Genomic DNA, 20,140 nt, shown 5'->3' on the forward strand with positions numbered 1-20,140 from the left:
CCGCTGTTTTTATGCCTTTTTTATTACATTATGTTGCATCAAATATTGCTCAATATCTTTAAATGTCTCAATCGGAACAAATGAAACGTTTTGTTCGCGCAGTAAATCTTGCAAAGAATCTTTCGCAAAGGTAACATCTGCATGTTTTGCGGGATGTGAATCCGGTTCGCTGTCTCCAGCAAAATAAATCGTTTCGTATGCCTCTTTTAGTTCTTGAATAACAGCAGATTTATCAATGCCGTAGCGTTCTGAATGCCATCTGTGAGCAGGATCTAGACGCAAGTGAACGTTGTTTTGATGGAAATATCCTTCATTCGAATAAACTTCCACTTTTTCAACACCGTATTTATCTAACAGCGGTTTAATATAGTACGTTGTTCCAGCGCTTAAAATATAAAAATCCCCGCCGTTTTTCTGAACAGCTTTAATAAAAGCGGGCACGTATTTATCAATTGGAATATTCGCTACTTCTTCTAAAATTTTCGGTTCTTCTTGGTGAATGGATTGAAAAACAGTAGATAAAAAATCAATATCTTTCATTTCTCCTGCTTTCCACCGGCGGAAAAGCTCTTCACCTTCTGGAAAATACTTTTCAATCACAATCCAGTAAAAATCTTTTTTTGAAATCGTTCCATCAAAATCTGATACAAACGCCCATTTTTTCATTCCTCACACATCCTTTGCTACATACTAAGCAGTTCTCGGAGCTCTTCTTCTGTCAAACTAGAAAGCATTGTTTCTCCCGGTTGAATAACCTGTTCGATGAGTTCTTTTTTCTTTTGCTGCAAGGCGTAAATTTTTTCTTCGATGGTTCCTTGAGAAATAAGCTTGATGACCTGCACAACATTTTTTTGTCCAATGCGGTGTGCACGGCCTGCCGCTTGTTCTTCAATCGCGGGGTTCCACCATAAGTCGTATAAAATAACCGTATCGGCTCCCGTTAAATTTAAACCCGTGCCTCCGGCTTTTAATGAAATTAAGAAAATGTCTTGTTCTCCATTATTAAACCGATCCGCCATTTCCACTCGTTCTTTTGATGGCGTTTGACCGTCTAAATAAAAGTATGAGAGATTTTCTTTTTGAAGCTCTTCTCGAATAATATGAAGCATGCTTGTAAACTGAGAAAAGATTAACAAGCGTTTTCCGTTGGCAACCGCATTTCTTGTAATCTCAAGCAGCTGCTCTAATTTGCTTGAATACCCTTCGTAATTTTCAACGAATAAAGACGGATGACAGCAAATCTGGCGAAGTCTTGTTAATCCCGCCAAGATCTTCATTCGGTTTTTATTAAAATCTTCACCGGCTAAAGATGATTTTAACTGCTCTAAATAGCCTACATACAACTCTTTTTGTTCTTTAGTTAGCTCAGATAAATGAGTGGTTTCAATTTTATCAGGCAGTTCTTTTAACACATCTTTTTTTACTCGTCGCAGTAAAAATGGTCTTACAATTCGGCTGACCTGCTCCGATGACATGTTTTTAAATTGGCGAAGCCCTGGAAATAAACCCGGAAGAATAGTCTGGAAAATTGACCAAAGCTCGTCAAGTGAGTTTTCAATAGGCGTACCGCTCAGCGCAAAACGTTTTTTAGCTGAAATAGTCCTAACAGCTACTGCTGTCTTTGTTGTATGATTTTTAATACTCTGAGCCTCATCTAGAATTAAAGCATGAAAATGAAGGTGCTGATACAAATCAATATCTTGACGCAGCGTTGGATAAGATGTGATCCATACGTCAGCTGTGCGTTTTAGCTTCTCCTCACGCTCACTCGGCGTTCCTGTAATGGTTTGAACCGTTAAATTCGGTGCAAATCTCTCCAATTCGTTGCGCCAGTTATAAATCAAGGAAGCCGGCACAACAATTAAAAAGGCATTGCTGTCTTCATCAAGCTCTTTTTCAGATAAGATATAGGCAATGCTTTGAAGCGTTTTTCCAAGCCCCATATCATCAGCCAGTACGCCTCCTAAAGAGTAGTGAGACAGAGATTTAAACCACTTAAATCCATTACGCTGATAATCACGCAGGGATGCCTGTAAGGATTCCGGTACTTCCCAATCCATTTCCTCTGGAGATTTGAGCTGTGTAAGTAATGTTTTAAATGCTGAGCCAAACTTAGCCGCTGATTTATCACCTGCACTCATAATTTCTTCCACTTGCATTCCTCTGTATAAAGGTACTTGCAATGAGTTATCCTTTAAATCTTTTTCCGTTACGTTCAGCTCCCGAAACAGATTTTGAATATGTTCAAAGCCCTCATTTTCAAGAGGGATAAACGCACCGTTATCTAGACGATGATAGCTTTTCTTTTCTAAGACAGATTTTAAAACATCTTGAACGGTCTGATGATCAATGTCTCCTAAATCAAAATTAATTTCTAATAGCCCATTGCTATTTTGAATGTCAACCGTTGTTACTGGCGCAGAAAAATCCGTATAAGCATAATCTTTCATCTCATCCGTAATATACACATCCGCTATTTCATCAAGCTTTGGAACAATATGAAACAAAAATTCATATAGAGAGTATTCGTCTTGATTTAAGTACAGCTGGTTTTTATAAATATTTAAAGGAGCCGTTTCAATTAAGTCCATAACGCGGTCTTCTTTTTCTAAATCTCGTATCAAGATTTTATCGTATTTTTCAGACTGGGGTGAAAATGGATTAATCGAAATCTCTCCGTAGTTGTACCGAAGCGTCACAAACAGCTGTTCATCCTCACGGTCAATAAATACTTTTGCTTTTAGTTCAGGTGCAATAATTTGATGGGATACTTCTTTTGCGATATCCACTTTCCCCACTTTTTTCAGTCCCGGAACGACGTGAGATAAAAAATTGCCCATCTGCTCTTCTGCTATAGGTACGACTGGCTTCAAAGGAGCCGTTTTCCGAAGGCCTTCAAGAAGCATACGCTGATCTTGAGATAGCTCATAAAACGTCCCTTTTAAAAATAGCCAACCGTATCGATCAAAAAATGAAGCTTGATGAAGTTCCGTAAAGTCTAGCTCAAATCCAGCTGCCGAGTGCTTATTTATTTGAAATGAAAAAGGAGCTGAACTTTCAGCAAAGATAATATTTTCATATGAATGCCCTTCATGAATAAATGTAAAGTTCCGATCTTTAAGGAGTTGAAATAACTCTTTGGCTACGATAGATGGAATGATTAGTTCTCTGTTATTTGCGGACGAACGATACATAGAATAGGAATTTTTATAAAATGATTCATTCGTCATAATATCCATCAGTAGCTCAATGATTTTCTTATCTTCGTCTATAAAAAAATGTTCTGCAGGATCATATTCGAAGCGCTTGGTAAATTCGTGAGTTTGGAATTCTTTAGCGTCTGTTAAAAATTCTTGAATGTTTTTTACTACATACGTCCGGTCGACGCCTACTTTCATTTCAAGCGCTACGTACATTCCTTCTGAACGTAAAAATTCTTCTGAGTAAGACTTGCAAATAAATTCTACTTTCAACGGATCTTTATCTGCATATTTCTTATGGTCGCTTATGGTTTGCTGATAGCTCGAAAATAAGTCGATAAAATGATTTACATTTTCGTATTCTTTGCTTTGGCGAAAAGGCTTTGTTTTAATTGGCTGCGGCTTTGCGCGCTCATCGCAAATCGTTAATAAAACAGCTACTTCGTGTTTGCATTCTGAAAACTCGTGATAAGCAGGACAATCGCAGAAAGAATAAAAAGAATTTCCTTTTTGTTCAACCATTACCGTATACATTTCTGCACCTCGAACAGATGCTGTCCACGTAGTGGTCTGTTCATTGTATTCCAAATCAAGCACACGCCCCTGCTTGTAATACGTGTGTCCTCTATAGTACGTTCTGCTTGAGTACGAATCTTTTAATTGTTCTTTGTTTAATGTTTTATTTATCATCGCTTCACAATCTTCCAATCGCATAACAGTCAATGCTGTTGCTGTTTAATTTCTATTCAGAACAAATAATGTCCAACGTCATAAACGTTGAACATTATTTGTCAATTCTTCTATTATAACATGCAACAGACATTATAAAACACTCTTAAGCAGTGCAGACTGTTTTCGCTGTTTTCTTTTGTAAAGTATCCAGCCTGCTCCGGCGGTTGATAATAAAAGCAGGCTAAGCCCTAAAAAAGCAAGTCCTATACGATCATTAGCCGTAACGTACGTAAAGAAGAAAATCAATAAAATACGAATCCCTAACGTGATAAAGCGAAAACAGCTGTCGACTCTTCCCACGATAATATTCGGTATTTTTTGCATCATAAACGTATTTCGAGCTACTCTTGTACCTGCATTTGCAAAAGCAAGAAGAAACACAATAGAAAAGTAAACGGGCAGAAGCTTCATAAAGAAGATGATCGATATTCCAAGTGCAAAAAGGCTTATATTAAGCATAATGGCTAGCTCAGTGCCTGTTCTTTTCATAATAGATACAATCAATATCCCTGCCGTTAACGCCCCGAAACCATATACAGCACTTTCAATCCCGTATGCTGCTGGACTTGCGTTCAATTCTTGAGTCAGATAAATAGGAAACAAATAGTTCGTCATCATCACAGCAATGAAAGGCATAAAAGAAAGCAGTAAAAAAAGAGATACCGAGCGATTTTCTTTTATGAATGCTAATCCCTCTTTCATCGCAGTGTGTTTTTTATCGCTTCTTTCACTACTTTGTTTATATGGAATACTCAATAGAAAAAGGAATGCAGCTATATACGTAGCTGCATCTACTGTTAAAATCCATTGAAGCGACCACCGGGTAATGACTAGACTCGCTGCAGCCCCTGCCAGCATACTCGATAGCTGGCCTTGTATTTCCATAATACTGTTTAATGATTGAAACACATCTTTTGAAAAAACTTCTTGATTTAACGCAAAAATCGTTGGATAAAAAAACGTGTAGTAAAGGTTTCCGGTTCCGTACAAAATGATGTAGTGAATCGTTGAATAATCTGTAACAAAACCAACGATCACAAATAGCATGACCGTGATAAAACCTATCAATTCTACGGTTAACAACATTTTCTTTCGTGACATTCGATCAATAAGAACACCTATATACGGAGTAGCCACAAAGCTAATCACCGTCATAATCAGCATAATCGTGCCAAATAGTTTATTTCCATCTGGAGATGCAACTAACAGTAAAGGAATGGCAAGCATCGTAATACCGGAACCAATAGAGGATAAAACATTCGCAGCAACTACGGCTTGAAAGCGACGGTCCTTATAAAGCGCCTTCATCAAACATTTTGCTTAGCTTCTAAAATTTGCTTAGACACTTGTGTATACAGAGTCAGCTCATTAACTAATTCATGAATTCCGTCAGCGGCGTTTTTTCGTAAAGTTCCTTTTTCCACGATGTCTGCAGGGTCTAATACCAACTGCTTAGATAGAACATTCGCATACAAAGCGCGTGTAACGGTTCTAAGGTTGTTTAAAGCATTGATACCTCCTTTTCCTCCTCCTGATACGGCTACAAGTGCGACGGGCTTATGTGCAAAATACGCACTGTTTAAAAAGTCAAACGCGTTTTTTAATGCTCCGCTCATAGCGCCGTGGTACTCAGGCGTCGCAAGTAAGATACCATCCGCTTTTTCTATTGCTTCAGTCAGCACTTTCACTTCTTCTATTTCATACTGATGAGGTTCACCGGTGAATATAGGAAGTGATAATTGACTTAAATCTAGAAAAGAACTTTGATAGCTTTTGTGAAGTTCTCTCGTTACTTGTGTTGTTCGGCCTGTTTCTCTAGGACTTCCGTTAATAATAAGTATATTCATATTTATCTACCCCTCTGTCGTTTGGTTATATGTATAGTATAGGGATGATTGAACTTTTTTTCGTCATGCTATTGATAGAAAGAAAGCTACCAATATAGACTGAGGTGGACAGAGAAAAACCTACAACTAAAGTCGTAGGTTAGGAAATTCCATGCTGAACAGCATATAGAGCAGCTTGCGTGCGGTCTTGAACCCCAAGCTTCGATAAAATATTAGACACATGTGTTTTTACTGTTTTTTCTGTAATATGTAAGGCAGCACCAATTTCTTTGTTGCTTTTGCCTTTTGCAATTTCTTTTAATACGTCTTTTTCTCGTTTTGTTAAGTGATCAATAAAGTTGACTTTCTTTTCGCTGCTTTTGGTTAACCGTGTTAGCAAGTGCGTAGTGACTTTGGGATGAAGCTGATTTTCTCCATTCATTAGCTTTCGAATAGCCGCTACAAGTTCATCTGGATCGCTTTCTTTTAGCTGATAGCCTGAAGCTCCTGCTTCTAATGCCGGTATCACGTGATCTTGATCTGAAAAGCTTGTTAGAATCATGACTTGTATATGCGGTGCTTGTTTTTTTAGTTCTTTTGTTGCTTCGATTCCATCGAGAACCGGCATCGATAAATCCATTAACACAATATGAGGCTCTAGAGATGTCGCTAACTTTATAGCTTCTTCCCCGTTAGAAGCTTCTCCTACAACTTCTAAATCAGGCTGCGTTTGTAAGAAAAAGACAAGTCCTTTTCGGACAACGTGGTGATCATCTGCAATTAAAATCTTTATTTTCATGTGCGCTCCTTTCCTTTATGAAAGAGGAATAGATACTTCCACAATCGTTCCGTTTCCTATGCTGCTTGTAACAGATAGTTTTCCATTTAATCTTTTTATTCGCTCGTGCATAGTTTTTAGCCCAAGCGTCGGCAATTCTGCTGAAGGGCTATACATAAACCCATTGCCGCTATCCCGGACTTTCATAATTACTTGGTCTTTGCTTATATTTACGTTTAGATGTACCTCTGCCGTACCCGCATGCTTTCGGCAATTATTAAAAGCTTCTTGTCCGACTCTCCACAGTGTCTCTTCAATCACAGCAGGCAAAACGGACACTCCTTTAATTTGTTCTTTTACGTTAAGCCCTAGCATTTGACCATAGCTTTTTAACGCACTGACAATGCCGTTTTCTAATCCTTGAGGACGAAGCTGCCAAATTAAAGCTTTCATTTCCACTTGAGCATGCTGAGCGGTTTCTTGGATTAAGGAAAAAGTCTCTTTTAACTGCACATCTTTTGCTAAGCTGCTTCCGGCTTTGGCCGTGACATTAATTGAAAACAACAGCTGATTAACAGAATCGTGAAGGTCTTTTGCCAGCCTGTTTCTTTCTTCAATAAGTTTTACTTCCTGCTGAGATTGAGTCAGCTTAATCCGCTTGATAGCCGTGCCAATTTGAAGAGCGACGGATCCTAATAAATCAAGCTCTCGCTGTTCAAAATGAATTTTATGAGGGGTAGCTACATTTAATAATCCAAAGCGTTCATCCCCTGCTTGTAAAGGAACCGTTGCATGATGAGTAATGTCATGTGTATCTCCCCACTCATGAATGACGGAATCTTCAAGTCTCTTACACTCCATAATATTAGACGCTTTTTGAAGCCGGCCATCCATATACCGGTCAACACACCAGCAGCTTCCATTACACATAGGCTGAGCGGTTTTATTTAATAAAGCTGGCGGCAAATGCTGAGCGGCAATCATCTCATGCTTTCCATTTTCATCAATAAAAAAGATCCATCCTGTTTGTAAATCTGTGATTTGTAGCAGTTTTAAAAGCGCATCATGAAGCATGGTATGTAAATTAGTGCCTTCATTTAAAATCTCGGCAATGTCTTTTAAAATCTTAAGCTCTGAAATATGATCTTTTTCCATAGCCTCTCTCCTATATTATATGATATATTTTCCATTTTTTATTTTATCACAATTAAAGCTGGCTCCGACTCACAGAACGTTATTTTTAAAGCATTTCCGCTTAGGTATGTAAGAGTTTTTGACATCGAAAATAAAAATTTTAAAAAGTATGTCAGGTAGTTTAACAATTAGCTAGAGTCTTTACTTAAAACGAACTATACTACAGATAATTCAAGTAAGAACAGAAAAAATGAAGGGAAATGAGAAGAAAAAAATATTAAAATTAATACATTGAAAACGCTTCCAAATATGAAGGCATAGTGCTATTATATAATTATTAACAGAATAGGGATGTGAGAAAGATGAATAAATTATTTTTAGAAGAGTTACGATACATTATCTTGTGTGAAGTGCCTATGACAAAGTACCGAGTAGAGCAGCTTCAAGACAAATTTGATCAAAGCCCATACTTAATTAATGAACTTTATCAACTCCTATTCGAAAAGCGTCATATTTTAGCTTTTGTTGATGATATTGAATCATCCCTGTATGACTATATTGTGAATAAAGAAATGACGGATGCTAAAACGTATTACGGAGCTATTGCACATGCAGCAAATCTTTTCGGCGAAACGCCTACATATATAAAATGCAAAATAAAAAAATATAGACAGTCTTCGATTTCAAGTATTAGTGCCTAAAAGTTGTGCACAGCTGATTCAAATAAAAAGCAAAAAAGAAATCCTAGCACAAGGGTTTCTTTTTTGTACCACTAACCTATAGGGAGGAAAATAAGATGAAGACATTTTTTATCACAAATCGCTATTCGTTTCTTGAAACGCAAGTAAATGAATACATGCAATCGTTACTGGTAAAAACGCCTGAACAAGTTATTTTATATTTCGAAAGACAAATTCGAAAGTATAAAGTGTATTTACAGAAAAAACATCATTACCCAGAGTGTATGGTTCAATCTATCCACCGATTAATTGAAGAATATTCATTAAGTATCATTAAAGTAAAAAAATATATTAGCTATCAAAACAAGCTGATGAATAAACAGCTATTAGAGCCGCAGTAAAACGAATCATTTTTTATGGTTCGTTTTACTGCGGCTCTGCCGCTTTACTCCTCATATTTTAGCAGTAAATGCAGAACAGCGGGACGTTCTTCAAGATTTTTGTATGAGTGTACATGACTTCCTTCAAATTTTATAGAGTCAAATTGTTTTAGCTCGTATAGCTCTTCTTCGATTTTCATTTCGATTTTTCCTTCCATTACCGTTGCTACTTCAATTAATCCTTTATGATGAGGTTCGGGACAGTATGTAGCAAGAGGAGAAAGAAAGGCTCGGTACATTTCAATTGTCGAATCTATCTGATTTTGAAAAATAAATTCTACTTTCCAAGTTTCGTCCGGTCCTTTGAGAGAAAAACCTTCTCCACACTTAGATACAGCCACTGAAGGTTCTACTGACACTAATTTAGTTAAAGGGATATTTAAGCCTGTTGTTATTTTCCACATTACTCCTAGGGTTGGATTAGTCTCCCCTCTTTCAATTTTCCCTAACGTGAGTTTGCTGACTCCCGTCCTATCTGCTAATTCATCGAGTGTGAATTCTCGCTGTGTTCTTATTTTTCTAAGCTCGTTGCCTACCTTTTTCATCATTTCTTCTGAATGCATTTTTACCTTCCTTTCTTTTATATATTATGGTACACTTTTTTTGTATCTAAGTATACTATAATATATATTTAGGTATTTTTATTAATTAGGAGGAAAAAGTATGAAAGCAATTTTATGGGGGCTTCTCTCGTCCATGTTCTTTTCTGCTACATTTATTGTGAATCGTGCCATGAATGTATCTGGAACAAGCTGGGCTTGGACAGCATCTCTTCGTTTTTTATTAGCACTACCTATTTTACTCATTTTAGTACTTTTACAAAAGAAGTTTACACCATTATGGATGGAAATGAAAAAGCATCCTTTCGCTTGGTTAGGCTGGGGAACTCTTGCAGGAATTGGATTTTATTCATTATTAAGTTTTTCTTCACTTTTTGGACCATCATGGCTCATAGCTGGAACGTGGCAAGTAACGATCTTGGCAGGTGCGCTCATTTCTCCACTTTTCTATGTAACTATTCAAACTGCAGACGGAAACAAAAAAGTAAGAGGAAGCATCCCACTCAAAACGCTTGGTATTTCAACGTTTATTTTAGCGGGTGTGATTCTCATGCAAGTTAAAGAAGCTGAAAACATCACGCTTTCACAGTTTGTGTTGGGTTTTCTCCCTGTCGTCATGGCTGCTTTTTTATATCCGCTTGGAAATCGAAAAATGATGGAAGTTTGCAAAGGGAAATTAGATACATTTCAACGTGTTTTAGGTATGGCTATCGGCAGTATCCCGCTAAGTATCATCTATGCGATATATGGATTTTATACAACTGGTATGCCAACAGCTCCTCAATTTTCTCAAGCCTTTATCTTAGCAATGAGTTCAGGTGTAATTGCTACGATGACGTTCTTTTACGCAACAGACTTGGCAAAAGAAAACTTAGGTTTGCTTGGAGCGGTTGAAGCAACTCAATCAGGCAGCATGATTTTTACCGTGCTTGGCGAAGTGTTTTTATTAAATGGACGTATGCCAACAGGGATTGCGTTAGCTGGTATGACGATAATCGTAATTGGAATGATTATGAACAGTATGCTAAACAAAAAAACAAAACTGTCTTCGGCCGCCCCGTCACGTACTCTATCAAAATAAAAAAAGAGGAGATGAAAATCTGTTTAAAGGTTTTCATCTCCTCTTTTTAATATTCGAGATGATTGTTCCAATAGCGGCTCCAAAGCACAGGGAATCGCATCTGTAAACCATCCTCATCATCTTCATCCCAATCAAGATCCAAATCTTGCTCATCGTACCACACTGGATCAAACTGGTCATATTTATCATAATAATAGTCGTTATCTAAACCTGTCTTTTCTTCGTAAGCTTCACACGCTACAGAAAGTAATTCTTCTAATTGAGGAGCATAGCCTTCTGCTTCTAATGGTTTAAGTACAGAAATCATCGTCTCAGGAGATTCAATCGCTTTATAATATATGTCTTTTCCCTGATATAAAAGCCACGCTCTAAAATAATCAAAACAATCATCTGAACAACCGCCCATTACAATATAAGCTGCTGCCCACAATGAAGAAGTATAGGATTGATCAAAATGCTGATTTAGTAGCTGATCAAAGCGAAAAATGTCCTTTTCAGAACGCTTCGCTAGCGTGGAGCGGAGCCATTCCATTTGCTCATCGACATCTAATTTTGTCTTCGCCTTTTTTATCAATTCCCAAAAGAGAGACTCTGACATCGTGCTGTCTTTCATTACTTGCATCGAACAAGTTAAAGGCTTATATCCTTTCTTCAATTTTGCACGAATCAGCTTTTCAGCTTCTGCTTCACAAGCTTCTGCGGAAGCAAACTCTTTCACTTGCATGCGACCGGCTGTATCAACTTTTCCAAAGTGAATGATTAACTTGCTGTCTCTTCTTTCAACTTTCCAAAATTTATTCGATTGCTCATCTTTATACACTAAGGTTATTTGCATGATACATTCCCCTTTTTCATCCCACTACTATTGTGAATAGTTCTCTTTTTACAATTTATGTAGATTCACAGCGCTTCATAATCCATTTTCTTTGCTTTTTTAACATGTTTCAGTTGATCTTACTATTGTTGAGGTCGTTTAAACAGTGAGTAATGACCACAAATTTGTGTAAAATGTTTATTGGTTGCTTTTTGTTGCATTTACAACATTTTATTTTTCCTTTATACTCTTTTTATATCACGTATTTTTATTATACAAAAAAGAAGCCTAAATTCGTAGAAAAGGAAGGATTTTAATGAAAATTGAGCATGTTACAACAAAAGAGCAGCTTGAAGAAGTATTCCGTATACGTAAAACAGTGTTTGTTGAAGAACAAGGCGTGCCCTTGAAAGATGAATTTGATGAGCATGAAGAAAAGGCAAAACATATGTTGATTTATTATAACAACGAACCAGCTGCTTCTGGTAGATTCCGCATAGTAGACGATTACGCCAAAATAGAGCGAATATGCGTATTAAAGGAATTTAGAAAATACGGGCTCGGAAAAGAAGTGGTGACCAGCTTAGAAGAAGCAGCGAAAAAAGAAGGCTTAACTCAATCTAAGCTTCACGGTCAAGTTCAAGCTGAACCTTTTTATCATAAATTAGGGTATAAGACTGCTTCTGATGTCTTTATGGAAGACGGTATTCCACACGTTATTATGAAAAAAGAGTTTACGTGTTAAAAAGGCTTCTTTGCACAGTTGCTTTAGTAAAGAAAAAGGCTCTCCGTAGAGAGCCTTTTTTGTGCTATTAGATTTTCATAATTCCGCCTGTGCTTGCAGAAGTTACAAGTTTAGAATATCTTGCAAGATAGCCTTTTTTCACTTTTGGCTCAAAGCCTTTCCAGTTTGCTTTTCGTTCTGCCCAAACATCTGGAGAAACTTGAACATTCATTGAACGATCTTCAATGTCAATCACGATGTGGTCGCCATCTTCGACAAATGCTAGCGGTCCGCCTTCAGCAGCTTCTGGAGATGCGTGGCCGATTGATAATCCACGTGAAGCGCCAGAGAAGCGTCCGTCTGTTAATAGTGCTACTTTTGCACCTAGTCCCATTCCCATAATTTGAGAAGTTGGAGCTAACATTTCAGGCATTCCCGGTCCGCCTTTTGGTCCTTCATAACGAATGACTACGACATGTCCTTCTTTTACTTTTCCGTTAGCAATACCGTGCAGCGCCTCATCTTGAGACTCAAATACAATTGCTGGTCCTTCGTGGCGAGTAATGCCGTCTTGAACACCGCCTGTTTTAATGATCGCGCCGTCTGGAGCTAGGTTACCAAACAATACAGCAAGTCCGCCTTTTTCAGTGAACGGCTTATCGATTGGATGGATAACGTTATAGTCTTTTACATCGCATCCTGCAATGTTCTCGCCTAGCGTTTTTCCAGTAACTGTCATCGTATCTAAGTGAAGAGCCCCTTCTTTTTTAGATAGCTCGTTTAAAGCGGCCGATACGCCTCCTGCTTCATGTAAGTCTTCAATAAATACATCAGAAGCCGGAGCCAGTTTTGCCAAGTGAGGCACGCGTTCTGCTACTTCATTAATACGCTCTAATGGGTACTCAATTTCAGCTTCATTCGCAAGAGCTAGCGTATGAAGAACTGTATTTGTAGAACCACCTAACGCCATGTCCAAAGCAAACGCGTTGTCGATTGCTTTTTCTGTTACGATATCACGTGGTTTTAAATCTAATTTAATTAATTCCATAAGCTGTTTAGCTGATTTCTTAACGAATTCTCTACGTTCAGGAGCAACTGCTAAGATTGTACCGTTTCCAGGTAAAGCAAGTCCTAACGCTTCAGCTAAGCAGTTCATTGAGTTCGCTGTAAACATTCCTGAACAAGATCCGCATGTCGGACAGCCGAATTGTTCTAATTCAAGTAATCCTTTATCATCAAGTTTACCAGCTTGATGAGCTCCTACGCCTTCAAATACTGAAGAAAGAGAAATCTTACGACCGTCGCTCGTTACGCCAGCCTTCATTGGTCCGCCGCTAACAAAAACTGTCGGAATATTCAGACGTAATGAAGCCATTAACATCCCAGGTGTGATTTTATCACAGTTTGGAATACATACCATTCCATCAAACCAGTGAGCAGATACTACCGTTTCAACTGAGTCAGCAATGATTTCACGACTTGGTAATGAATAACGCATACCGATATGTCCCATCGCAATACCGTCATCTACACCGATAGTGTTCATTTCAAAAGGTACGCCACCAGCTTCGCGAATCGCATCTTTTACGATTTTACCAAACTCTTGTAAGTGAACATGACCTGGTACAATATCAATATATGAATTGACAACCGCAATAAACGGTTTGCCGAAATCCTCTTCTTTTACACCAGCTGCACGCAGTAGGCTGCGGTGCGGTGCTCTGTCGAATCCTTTTTTGATCATGTTACTTCTTAATTCTGCCACAATAATTCCCTCCGTATTCATCTAACCTATTAAAAACTGAATCTTTTTAAATTGTTTAATAATTTTTAATATAAATACTAATTTAACAAATCACATAAAGGTTTGTAAAGGTTTATGACAAAATAATCATTTTTTATTTTAAAATAGTAAAATCACCTGCATAAATTAGTATAATATATACATATATCCCTTATTTTACAGGAAGGCAGAAGGTGGATGCTGAGCATGAAACAATCCTTTTACTACAGAGGTCATCAGGAAAAAGAAATATTTGCACAAAAATGGAATGTTGAAAACAATTCTGCAAAAGGCGTTGTCCAAATAGCCCATGGAATGGCCGAACATATTGGACGCTACGAATACTTTGCTAATGTGTTAACTCAACATGGCTATATCGTATATGGAAATGATCACCGAGGTCACGGTCAAACAGCTTTAAAAGATGAAGAAAAACGTTTTTTTGCTGAAGAAAATGGTTTCGATACAGTAGTCTACGACATGATTGCTCTGACTAAGCACATTTCGACGGAACACTCCGGCCTACCAATCTTTCTTTTCGGTCACAGCATGGGGTCTTTTCTAACGAGAAGATATATTCAATTGAATACAGAGCACATCCATGGTGTGATGCTCTCAGGTACTGGCAGCATTCCTTCCCTTTCACTGCAGGGTGGCATATTAGCTGCGAAAATAGAGAAAAAAAGAAAAGGATTACGATCTGCTAGTCCATTGCTTGATAAACTTTCTTTTGGACAGTACAACAAATCCTTTCATCCTGCTCGAACACCTTTTGATTGGTTAAGTCAAGATAATGAGGCTGTAGATTTATATGTAAATGACCCTTATTGCGGAGGAGTTTTCACAGCGGGGTTTTTCTATGACTTACTAACAGGAATCAAACAAATCTCTAACTTAGCTAATATAAAGTTAGTACCATCAAATCTGCCTATTTATTTAGTGTCTGGAGAACATGATCCAGTAGGCAGCTATACAAAAGGGGTAGTCAAAGTATATAACGACTTTAAAAAAGCAGGATTGCAGGATGTAAGCTACCGTTTTTTTAAAGAGTGTCGTCATGAGTTGCTGAATGAATTAAATAAAGATGAAGTGATAGAAGATATACTAAATTGGCTTAACGCGCAAATAGACAAAAAAACGGTTCGTGTGTAGACACGAACCGTTTTTTTTATTAAGCAAATACAGATGTTAATACAGGTACTACTTGTTTTTTACGTGATACAACGCCTTCTAAGACAGCTGTATTGTTTTCAAGCGTTACGTTGTATGCTTCTTCTACTTTTGAAGCAGCAGAACCTAATGCTAATGCAGTAGAGTTGCTGTTTAAAATATCTGTAACAACTAAAAGGAATAATTGTAATCCTTTTTCTTCGATTGTTTTAGTAATAGCTTCTTCCAATTCAACTTTGCGTACTAAAACGTCGTTTACGTCAATTGCATTCACTTGTGCAATTTCAACTTTGCTTGTGCCCATGCTGAATTCTTTAGCATCTAATGAAATTAATTGTGAAGCTGTTTTATCGCCTAAGTCAGCTCCAGCTTTTAGCATTGCTAATCCGTACTCTTCTGCATCTACGCCTGCAATTTCCGCTAATTCTTTAGCAGCTGCAACGTCTTGGTCTGTGCAAGTTGGTGATTTGAATAATAAAGAATCAGAAATGATAGCTGATAGCATAAGACCTGCGATGTTAGGTTCGATTTCTACGCCGTTTTCTTTATACATCTTGTTTAAGATCGTTGCCGTACATCCAACTGGCTCTGCACGATAGTATAAAGGATCTGCTGTTTCGAAGTTAGCAATACGGTGATGATCAATTACTTCAAGCACACGAACTTGATCAATATCGTTTGCACTTTGCTGGCGTTCGTTGTGGTCCACTAAAATAACTTCATTTGTTTCTTTAGATACTTCATCAACGAAACGTGGTAGTTCAGCGTTGAACTTTTCAAGAGCGAATTGCGTTTCACCGTTAATATCGCCTAATCGAATTGGTTCAGCGTCTACACCTAATTTATTCTTTAAATCAGCGTATGCAATTGCAGAACAGATTGTATCTGTGTCAGGATTTTTATGTCCAAAAATTAACGTCTTTGCCATCTTAAATCTCTCTCCTTCTTACGTATGTAAATAGCATTCTTGCGTAAAGTTAGTTAATTCGTTCACGCAACATTGCCATTTTAACATAAACTTTTACATTATTTTAATTTTTTTGCGAAAAATGATGTTCATCCGCAGATATTTTGCCATTTTGTATCTTTTTCACAGTAAAAACACCTCTATTTCCGATATAAATAGAGGGTTTTATACGTTCATTATATAAAAGTTAACGATAAAACACAACCTGTCTCTCTATCACTTGATAGATAACTTAAACGCAGTATCTTGCCACTTTTGATAAAGAAAAAGTAGAACAGCAATAACCATCATTAGTACAAATAATAAAAAATGATTCATTCCCTTCAGTGTATAAATGTCTAGTTTTTCAAAGATAGGACTCATGACAAATGCCTGAAATAAATCGAACGCTGCATTGATAATCATAAACATCCAAAAGCCAGGATAGGTAAAATAAAAAATAAAAAGCGTTCCTATTATAAATATGCCAAAAGGAAAAGGCGTCATATTAACAAAGAAAAAAAGAGTTTCATTGACTTCCCACCAGTTAAAGCGATCTGCAATTTGAAAAACCACGGTTAACAATACCACTCCGAATAGCGATACAGCCATATACCGCTTTACTCGCTCTTTATCAACTGCAAAAAGCAATAGCCAAGGACCGATAAAAAGCACCCACATTACGATTTGCGCCATGAGCTTTCCACCTTTCACTTTCAAAAAGAGAATATATATTATTCTGTCCTTATTTATGTAAAATAACCAAGAAAAGCACCCTTGTTAAAGGATGCTTTTCTTGGTTATCGTCGCAGTGTAAAGTTGAAATGTTCATTTACTATAGCTCCTAGCTCTTCAAGAAACTGCTGAGCAGTCATTTCCTCTACGCTTTGGGTATACCAAGCAAGCTGAGATTTTTTATGAACATTGTTGTAATATACATCTCTTGACCAATATGTTTTTGATCGGTATGTATAATTAAAGTGAATGAATAGTTCACTCCCGTCTGGACACTGCAACAACACGCGGTAATGTGGATTACGACGATTTTTATCTAAACTCATTTCTTTAATCTGCGCTAACATTATTCACCTCTAAAGCCATTACTTAATCATTTAAAGGTAAATGCCACACCACGCTATATCCTAGCTCTGCCATCAACTAGAAAATCATATATTTTCTAAAATTCTACACGATATAGGACAAAAGAGGAAGAGATAATTTATTGGTGGACGTGTAAAGTTTCATATAAATCTTTTAGCTGCTCAGGGTATTGAGACCTTACGTAATAACCTGTAGGACGGTGCTCGATTAAATGAGAAGCAAATAAGTAGCCGATGAGCACGTGCATTTGTTCATCTGAGGTTTCTTGGTTTAATTCCCATTCGAGTCGTTCAGCTAAGTGTGAAGCCAGCTGTTTAATTTTTTCATCATGTGATAAAAAGAGCATTTTGTTCTCCCCCTTATATAACGAATAAGTAATGCTGTGAATTTCAATAAAGACAACGTATTGCTTTTATAAGGATAATTATATTTTATTTTACAATTAAAGTATATAAATAGTTCTAAATATTCAAAAAATAACTTATTTCTTTTGGACTATTCGACAGCAAACAAAAAAAGAAGCGGGAGCTGTCCCGCTTCTTTTACGTAAAAAGATATTCGATTACCGAAATTTATTCTACTTCCACTGCCCAGCCGAATGGATCTTCCACTGTACCATTTTGAATACCTGTTAGAGTGTCATACAGTTTTTGTGATACTTCTCCTGTGTTTCCACCGTTGATGACCATTTTCTCGTTATTCCAAAATAGCTCGCCAATCGGAGAAATAACTGCAGCTGTACCTGTTCCAAATGCCTCTTCTAGTTTGCCTTCCGAATAAGCTTGCTTAATTTCTTCCATAGAAATACGGCGCTCAGTTACAGGCATATCCCAGTGTTTTAGCAGCTCAATGATGGATTTACGCGTAATTCCTTCTAAAATGCTTCCGTTCACAGATGGCGTTACTACTTCTCCATCAATTTTGAAGAAAATATTCATGCTTCCTACTTCTTCAATGTACTTGCGTTCAACTCCGTCTAACCACAGTACTTGTGAATAGCCTTTTGAGTCAGAAAGCTGCTGAGCTTTTAAGCTTGAAGCATAGTTTCCGCCTGTTTTAGCAGTCCCTGTCCCTCCGGCTACAGCACGAACAAATTCGCTTTCAACCGCAATTTTTACAGGAGCAATTCCTTCTTTATAATATGAGCCAACTGGAGATAGAATAATGATAAATTGGTAGCGGTCAGATGGCGCTACTCCTAAGTAAGGCTCTGTCGCGATGACAAATGGACGAATGTATAGTGATGTACCTTCAGCAGTAGGAATCCATTCGCGGTCAATTTTAATCAGCTGTTTTAACGCTTCTAATGCTAAGTCTTCGTCAACATGAGGAATACAAAGACGATCGTTTGATTTATTTAAACGTTTGAAATTCTCATCTGGTCTAAATAATAATACTTGCTCTTTTTTTGTTACATATGCTTTTAGTCCTTCAAAAACAGACTGCCCGTAATGAAAGATCATAGATGCCGGATCTAATGTGATAGGTTGATAAGGTACAATACGAGCATCGTGCCAGCCTTGGCCTTCTGTATAATCCATAATGAACATATGGTCCGTGAAGATTTTCCCGAATTGCAATTGATCAGATTGCGGCTTTTCTTTTTTTGTTTGACTTAGTGTCACATCGATTGAATAAGTTGTCATAGTTGTTTCTCCTTGCTCTTTATATTTACGGGTTTTTCGCTTAAACCTCTATATAAGTTACATTGTACAACTTTAGGGAAGCGTGTCACAATAGTTAGAGACGAAAAATTCTAAAAATTTTATAAAAATTATAAAGAAATAGCACCTAATCGAATTAAGTGCTGAATTGAAAAGGTTTTCTTTCTAAAAAAACTATTTCTACATTTTATTTACAACCATTTATAAACCAATTTTCACTCGAAGCTTTTCATCTTGTATTGAAAATTGTTTGATTTTTCCTACTGGAATGACTTTCACTTTATCAATTTCATTGAGGTTGATATGAATTTGTTTTTCTTCATACGTAGTAACAGGCGGCTTATGAAAAATTCGATAGTTGATCCAATTTTGATTAAGAGGTTTCATTTCATGGATTTTGAATACAAGCGTACGTTCTTTTGCTTCAAGAGGTTCTAGCACAATAGAAAATGGAATTCTCACCAGAAATTTTTTAATAATTCCATTCACGTGAATATAGGAGTCTTGAAATGAAATAGAAAATTGCTGAATTTGATCTTGCTTTGTCATTTGCTTTTGAAAAATCCGCATGAGCATAGAAGCGGATATAGGAACGGTTACACCGCTTTCAGCCATCTTTTCTTTCATTTTTGCCTGCACATCATCACTAATCACATCGTTTAGCTTTCTCTGTACCCAATCCTTCATGATGCACCTCCGCTATGAAGTTATGTTTCTGTTTCCTCTAACGCACGAATCGAAGCTGTTAAGTGATTTGACACGTCGGCGAGCCGATCTTTTGTCAGCTTTCCTTCAGCAAGGTAGATGGGCTTCCCAAGGGAAATGACAACGGGCTCCTTTGAAAATAGCTCTTTTACATTTGCGGGTCCTTTGTAAACTGCGGGTACAATAGGAACCTTTGCCATGCTTGCTATAGTGACTGCTCCTCTTTTTAAGGGAACGTCTTCCTCTGTTCGCGTGCCGCTAGGGAAAATCCCGACGATATGTCCTTCTTTTGCTAATTTAATAGGTGTTTTAATGCTGCTGGGTCCCGGGTTGTTACGATCTACTGGGAATGCGTTAAGTTTTTTTAATACATTACTAGTGAGTATATGATTAAAAAGCTCCTTTTTTGCCATAAAATGAATTTGGTGAGGCAAAATAGCCGCACCAAGCGCTACAACGTCTACCCATCCCTTATGCGAACAAGCGATCACAAAGCCTGTATCCGCTGGCAGATACTCTCTGTTCCTTACCTGAAACTTCCCCCTTCTTTTTAATAAAAATTTACATGTGTGAGCCGCAATATTATACATAAGTGTTTCCTCTTCTCTCTATTAGTTGAAAATATATACAAAAATTATATCACTTGATATTAAGAGTTGGTACTAAAAAAAGGAATGTAACATCTTTTTACACGGTAGCTTACCTACTTCTCTATATATTGTAAAAAAGGAGATATTGAAACCTCTGTTTTTGGTCAACTTGACTAATGACATCCCTTAAAAAACATTTTACTATTAATGTA

21 protein-coding genes are annotated in these 20,140 nt (G+C 37.3%); 5 read left to right on the forward strand and 16 right to left on the reverse strand.

The window, feature by feature from the left end; all coding sequences use genetic code 11:
* Positions 1–9: 9 nt before the first annotated feature.
* The 6 genes from ACMX9J_RS03365 to ACMX9J_RS03390 form a co-directional block, all read right to left on the reverse strand.
* Positions 10–666: an MtnX-like HAD-IB family phosphatase gene (locus ACMX9J_RS03365; protein ID WP_154991283.1), complete on the reverse strand. Its 657-nt coding sequence runs from the start codon at positions 664–666 to the stop codon at positions 10–12.
* Between the two features lie 17 nt (positions 667–683).
* Positions 684–3,890, reverse strand: a complete 3,207-nt coding sequence (locus ACMX9J_RS03370; protein WP_416225421.1) for an SNF2 helicase associated domain-containing protein — start codon at positions 3,888–3,890, stop codon at positions 684–686.
* Positions 3,891–4,022: 132 nt separating this feature from the next.
* Complete coding sequence (locus tag ACMX9J_RS03375; protein ID WP_154991281.1) at positions 4,023–5,240, reverse strand: MFS transporter; 1,218 nt, start codon at positions 5,238–5,240, stop codon at positions 4,023–4,025.
* Positions 5,240–5,779: an NADPH-dependent FMN reductase gene (locus tag ACMX9J_RS03380; RefSeq protein WP_048019267.1), complete on the reverse strand. Its 540-nt coding sequence runs from the start codon at positions 5,777–5,779 to the stop codon at positions 5,240–5,242. Before ACMX9J_RS03380 ends, ACMX9J_RS03375 begins: the two co-directional genes overlap by 1 nt.
* A 139-nt stretch (positions 5,780–5,918) precedes the next feature.
* Positions 5,919–6,557, reverse strand: a complete 639-nt coding sequence (locus tag ACMX9J_RS03385) for a response regulator (protein WP_033579092.1) — start codon at positions 6,555–6,557, stop codon at positions 5,919–5,921.
* 15 nt (positions 6,558–6,572) lie between these two features.
* Positions 6,573–7,691: a GAF domain-containing sensor histidine kinase gene (locus ACMX9J_RS03390; protein ID WP_154991280.1), complete on the reverse strand. Its 1,119-nt coding sequence runs from the start codon at positions 7,689–7,691 to the stop codon at positions 6,573–6,575.
* A gap of 341 nt (positions 7,692–8,032) precedes the next feature.
* Between ACMX9J_RS03390 and ACMX9J_RS03395 the strand changes: the two genes are divergently transcribed.
* The gene (locus tag ACMX9J_RS03395; protein ID WP_154991279.1) at positions 8,033–8,371 is read left to right on the forward strand and encodes a hypothetical protein; all 339 of its coding nucleotides are present in this window, start codon (positions 8,033–8,035) and stop codon (positions 8,369–8,371) included.
* Positions 8,372–8,466: 95 nt separating this feature from the next.
* Positions 8,467–8,751: a hypothetical protein gene (locus ACMX9J_RS03400; RefSeq protein ID WP_028408390.1), complete on the forward strand. Its 285-nt coding sequence runs from the start codon at positions 8,467–8,469 to the stop codon at positions 8,749–8,751.
* Positions 8,752–8,795: 44 nt separating this feature from the next.
* On the opposite strand, the gene ACMX9J_RS03405 is transcribed toward ACMX9J_RS03400, so the two are convergent.
* A complete protein-coding gene (locus ACMX9J_RS03405) occupies positions 8,796–9,374 on the reverse strand; it encodes a helix-turn-helix domain-containing protein (protein ID WP_049164793.1) in 579 nt (192 codons plus the stop codon).
* A 79-nt stretch (positions 9,375–9,453) separates the two neighbouring features.
* On the opposite strand from ACMX9J_RS03405, the gene ACMX9J_RS03410 reads away from it, so the two are divergent.
* Complete coding sequence (locus ACMX9J_RS03410; protein ID WP_049164797.1) at positions 9,454–10,431, forward strand: multidrug resistance efflux transporter family protein; 978 nt, start codon at positions 9,454–9,456, stop codon at positions 10,429–10,431.
* A 46-nt stretch (positions 10,432–10,477) separates the two neighbouring features.
* Here ACMX9J_RS03410 and ACMX9J_RS03415 read toward each other — a convergent pair whose 3' ends face one another.
* Positions 10,478–11,266 (reverse strand): DUF4240 domain-containing protein, encoded by a 789-nt coding sequence (locus ACMX9J_RS03415; RefSeq protein WP_047750885.1) that lies wholly within the window; start codon positions 11,264–11,266, stop codon positions 10,478–10,480.
* A 295-nt stretch (positions 11,267–11,561) separates the two neighbouring features.
* Between ACMX9J_RS03415 and ACMX9J_RS03420 the strand changes: the two genes are divergently transcribed.
* Positions 11,562–11,990, forward strand: coding sequence for a GNAT family N-acetyltransferase (locus tag ACMX9J_RS03420; RefSeq protein ID WP_048019263.1), 429 nt, complete (start codon positions 11,562–11,564; stop codon positions 11,988–11,990).
* A 67-nt stretch (positions 11,991–12,057) separates the two neighbouring features.
* Here the strand turns inward: ACMX9J_RS03420 and ilvD are convergent, their stop codons facing one another.
* Positions 12,058–13,734 carry a dihydroxy-acid dehydratase gene (ilvD, locus tag ACMX9J_RS03425; protein ID WP_028408385.1) on the reverse strand — a complete coding sequence of 559 codons (1,677 nt, stop codon included), beginning with the start codon at positions 13,732–13,734 and terminating at the stop codon, positions 12,058–12,060.
* A 225-nt stretch (positions 13,735–13,959) separates the two neighbouring features.
* Here ilvD and ACMX9J_RS03430 point away from each other — a divergent pair, with 225 nt between their 5' ends.
* Positions 13,960–14,904 carry an alpha/beta hydrolase gene (locus tag ACMX9J_RS03430; protein WP_154991278.1) on the forward strand — a complete coding sequence of 315 codons (945 nt, stop codon included), beginning with the start codon at positions 13,960–13,962 and terminating at the stop codon, positions 14,902–14,904.
* A gap of 19 nt (positions 14,905–14,923) precedes the next feature.
* Here the strand turns inward: ACMX9J_RS03430 and ACMX9J_RS03435 are convergent, their stop codons facing one another.
* The 7 genes from ACMX9J_RS03435 to ACMX9J_RS03465 form a co-directional block, all read right to left on the reverse strand.
* Positions 14,924–15,850, reverse strand: a complete 927-nt coding sequence (locus tag ACMX9J_RS03435) for a manganese-dependent inorganic pyrophosphatase (protein WP_014459925.1) — start codon at positions 15,848–15,850, stop codon at positions 14,924–14,926.
* A gap of 255 nt (positions 15,851–16,105) precedes the next feature.
* Positions 16,106–16,564, reverse strand: a complete 459-nt coding sequence (locus tag ACMX9J_RS03440) for a hypothetical protein (RefSeq protein WP_034266457.1) — start codon at positions 16,562–16,564, stop codon at positions 16,106–16,108.
* Between the two features lie 104 nt (positions 16,565–16,668).
* The gene (locus ACMX9J_RS03445; RefSeq protein WP_028413191.1) at positions 16,669–16,950 is read right to left on the reverse strand and encodes a hypothetical protein; all 282 of its coding nucleotides are present in this window, start codon (positions 16,948–16,950) and stop codon (positions 16,669–16,671) included.
* 137 nt (positions 16,951–17,087) lie between these two features.
* Entirely contained in the window at positions 17,088–17,315 is a 228-nt protein-coding gene (locus ACMX9J_RS03450) for a hypothetical protein (RefSeq protein ID WP_028413190.1), read from the reverse strand.
* A 226-nt stretch (positions 17,316–17,541) separates the two neighbouring features.
* Complete coding sequence (locus ACMX9J_RS03455; RefSeq protein WP_028413189.1) at positions 17,542–18,615, reverse strand: branched-chain amino acid aminotransferase; 1,074 nt, start codon at positions 18,613–18,615, stop codon at positions 17,542–17,544.
* A gap of 219 nt (positions 18,616–18,834) precedes the next feature.
* Positions 18,835–19,320, reverse strand: coding sequence for a hypothetical protein (locus ACMX9J_RS03460; RefSeq protein WP_028413188.1), 486 nt, complete (start codon positions 19,318–19,320; stop codon positions 18,835–18,837).
* A gap of 20 nt (positions 19,321–19,340) precedes the next feature.
* Complete coding sequence (locus tag ACMX9J_RS03465) at positions 19,341–19,928, reverse strand: lysophospholipid acyltransferase family protein (protein WP_098626572.1); 588 nt, start codon at positions 19,926–19,928, stop codon at positions 19,341–19,343.
* Between the last annotated feature and the right edge of the window lie 212 nt (positions 19,929–20,140).

Source organism: Priestia sp. RMT2NF4 (genome assembly GCF_047872835.1).
GTDB lineage: Bacteria > Bacillota > Bacilli > Bacillales > Bacillaceae_H > Priestia > Priestia zanthoxyli.

Bases quoted from the DNA above. Each gene is read 5' to 3' on its own strand.
- ACMX9J_RS03365 (WP_154991283.1), bottom strand. From the start codon at position 666: ATGAAAAAATGGGCGTTTGTATCAGATTTTGATGGAACGATTTCAAAA.
- ACMX9J_RS03370 (WP_416225421.1), bottom strand. From the start codon at position 3,890: ATGATAAATAAAACATTAAACAAAGAACAATTAAAAGATTCGTACTCA.
- ACMX9J_RS03375 (WP_154991281.1), bottom strand. From the start codon at position 5,240: ATGAAGGCGCTTTATAAGGACCGTCGCTTTCAAGCCGTAGTTGCTGCG.
- ACMX9J_RS03380 (WP_048019267.1), bottom strand. From the start codon at position 5,779: ATGAATATACTTATTATTAACGGAAGTCCTAGAGAAACAGGCCGAACA.
- ACMX9J_RS03385 (WP_033579092.1), bottom strand. From the start codon at position 6,557: ATGAAAATAAAGATTTTAATTGCAGATGATCACCACGTTGTCCGAAAA.
- ACMX9J_RS03390 (WP_154991280.1), bottom strand. From the start codon at position 7,691: ATGGAAAAAGATCATATTTCAGAGCTTAAGATTTTAAAAGACATTGCC.
- ACMX9J_RS03395 (WP_154991279.1), top strand. From the start codon at position 8,033: ATGAATAAATTATTTTTAGAAGAGTTACGATACATTATCTTGTGTGAA.
- ACMX9J_RS03400 (WP_028408390.1), top strand. From the start codon at position 8,467: ATGAAGACATTTTTTATCACAAATCGCTATTCGTTTCTTGAAACGCAA.
- ACMX9J_RS03410 (WP_049164797.1), top strand. From the start codon at position 9,454: ATGAAAGCAATTTTATGGGGGCTTCTCTCGTCCATGTTCTTTTCTGCT.
- ACMX9J_RS03415 (WP_047750885.1), bottom strand. From the start codon at position 11,266: ATGCAAATAACCTTAGTGTATAAAGATGAGCAATCGAATAAATTTTGG.
- ACMX9J_RS03420 (WP_048019263.1), top strand. From the start codon at position 11,562: ATGAAAATTGAGCATGTTACAACAAAAGAGCAGCTTGAAGAAGTATTC.
- ACMX9J_RS03430 (WP_154991278.1), top strand. From the start codon at position 13,960: ATGAAACAATCCTTTTACTACAGAGGTCATCAGGAAAAAGAAATATTT.
- ACMX9J_RS03435 (WP_014459925.1), bottom strand. From the start codon at position 15,850: ATGGCAAAGACGTTAATTTTTGGACATAAAAATCCTGACACAGATACA.
- ACMX9J_RS03440 (WP_034266457.1), bottom strand. From the start codon at position 16,564: ATGGCGCAAATCGTAATGTGGGTGCTTTTTATCGGTCCTTGGCTATTG.
- ACMX9J_RS03445 (WP_028413191.1), bottom strand. From the start codon at position 16,950: ATGTTAGCGCAGATTAAAGAAATGAGTTTAGATAAAAATCGTCGTAAT.
- ACMX9J_RS03450 (WP_028413190.1), bottom strand. From the start codon at position 17,315: ATGCTCTTTTTATCACATGATGAAAAAATTAAACAGCTGGCTTCACAC.
- ACMX9J_RS03455 (WP_028413189.1), bottom strand. From the start codon at position 18,615: ATGACAACTTATTCAATCGATGTGACACTAAGTCAAACAAAAAAAGAA.
- ACMX9J_RS03460 (WP_028413188.1), bottom strand. From the start codon at position 19,320: ATGAAGGATTGGGTACAGAGAAAGCTAAACGATGTGATTAGTGATGAT.
- ACMX9J_RS03465 (WP_098626572.1), bottom strand. From the start codon at position 19,928: ATGTATAATATTGCGGCTCACACATGTAAATTTTTATTAAAAAGAAGG.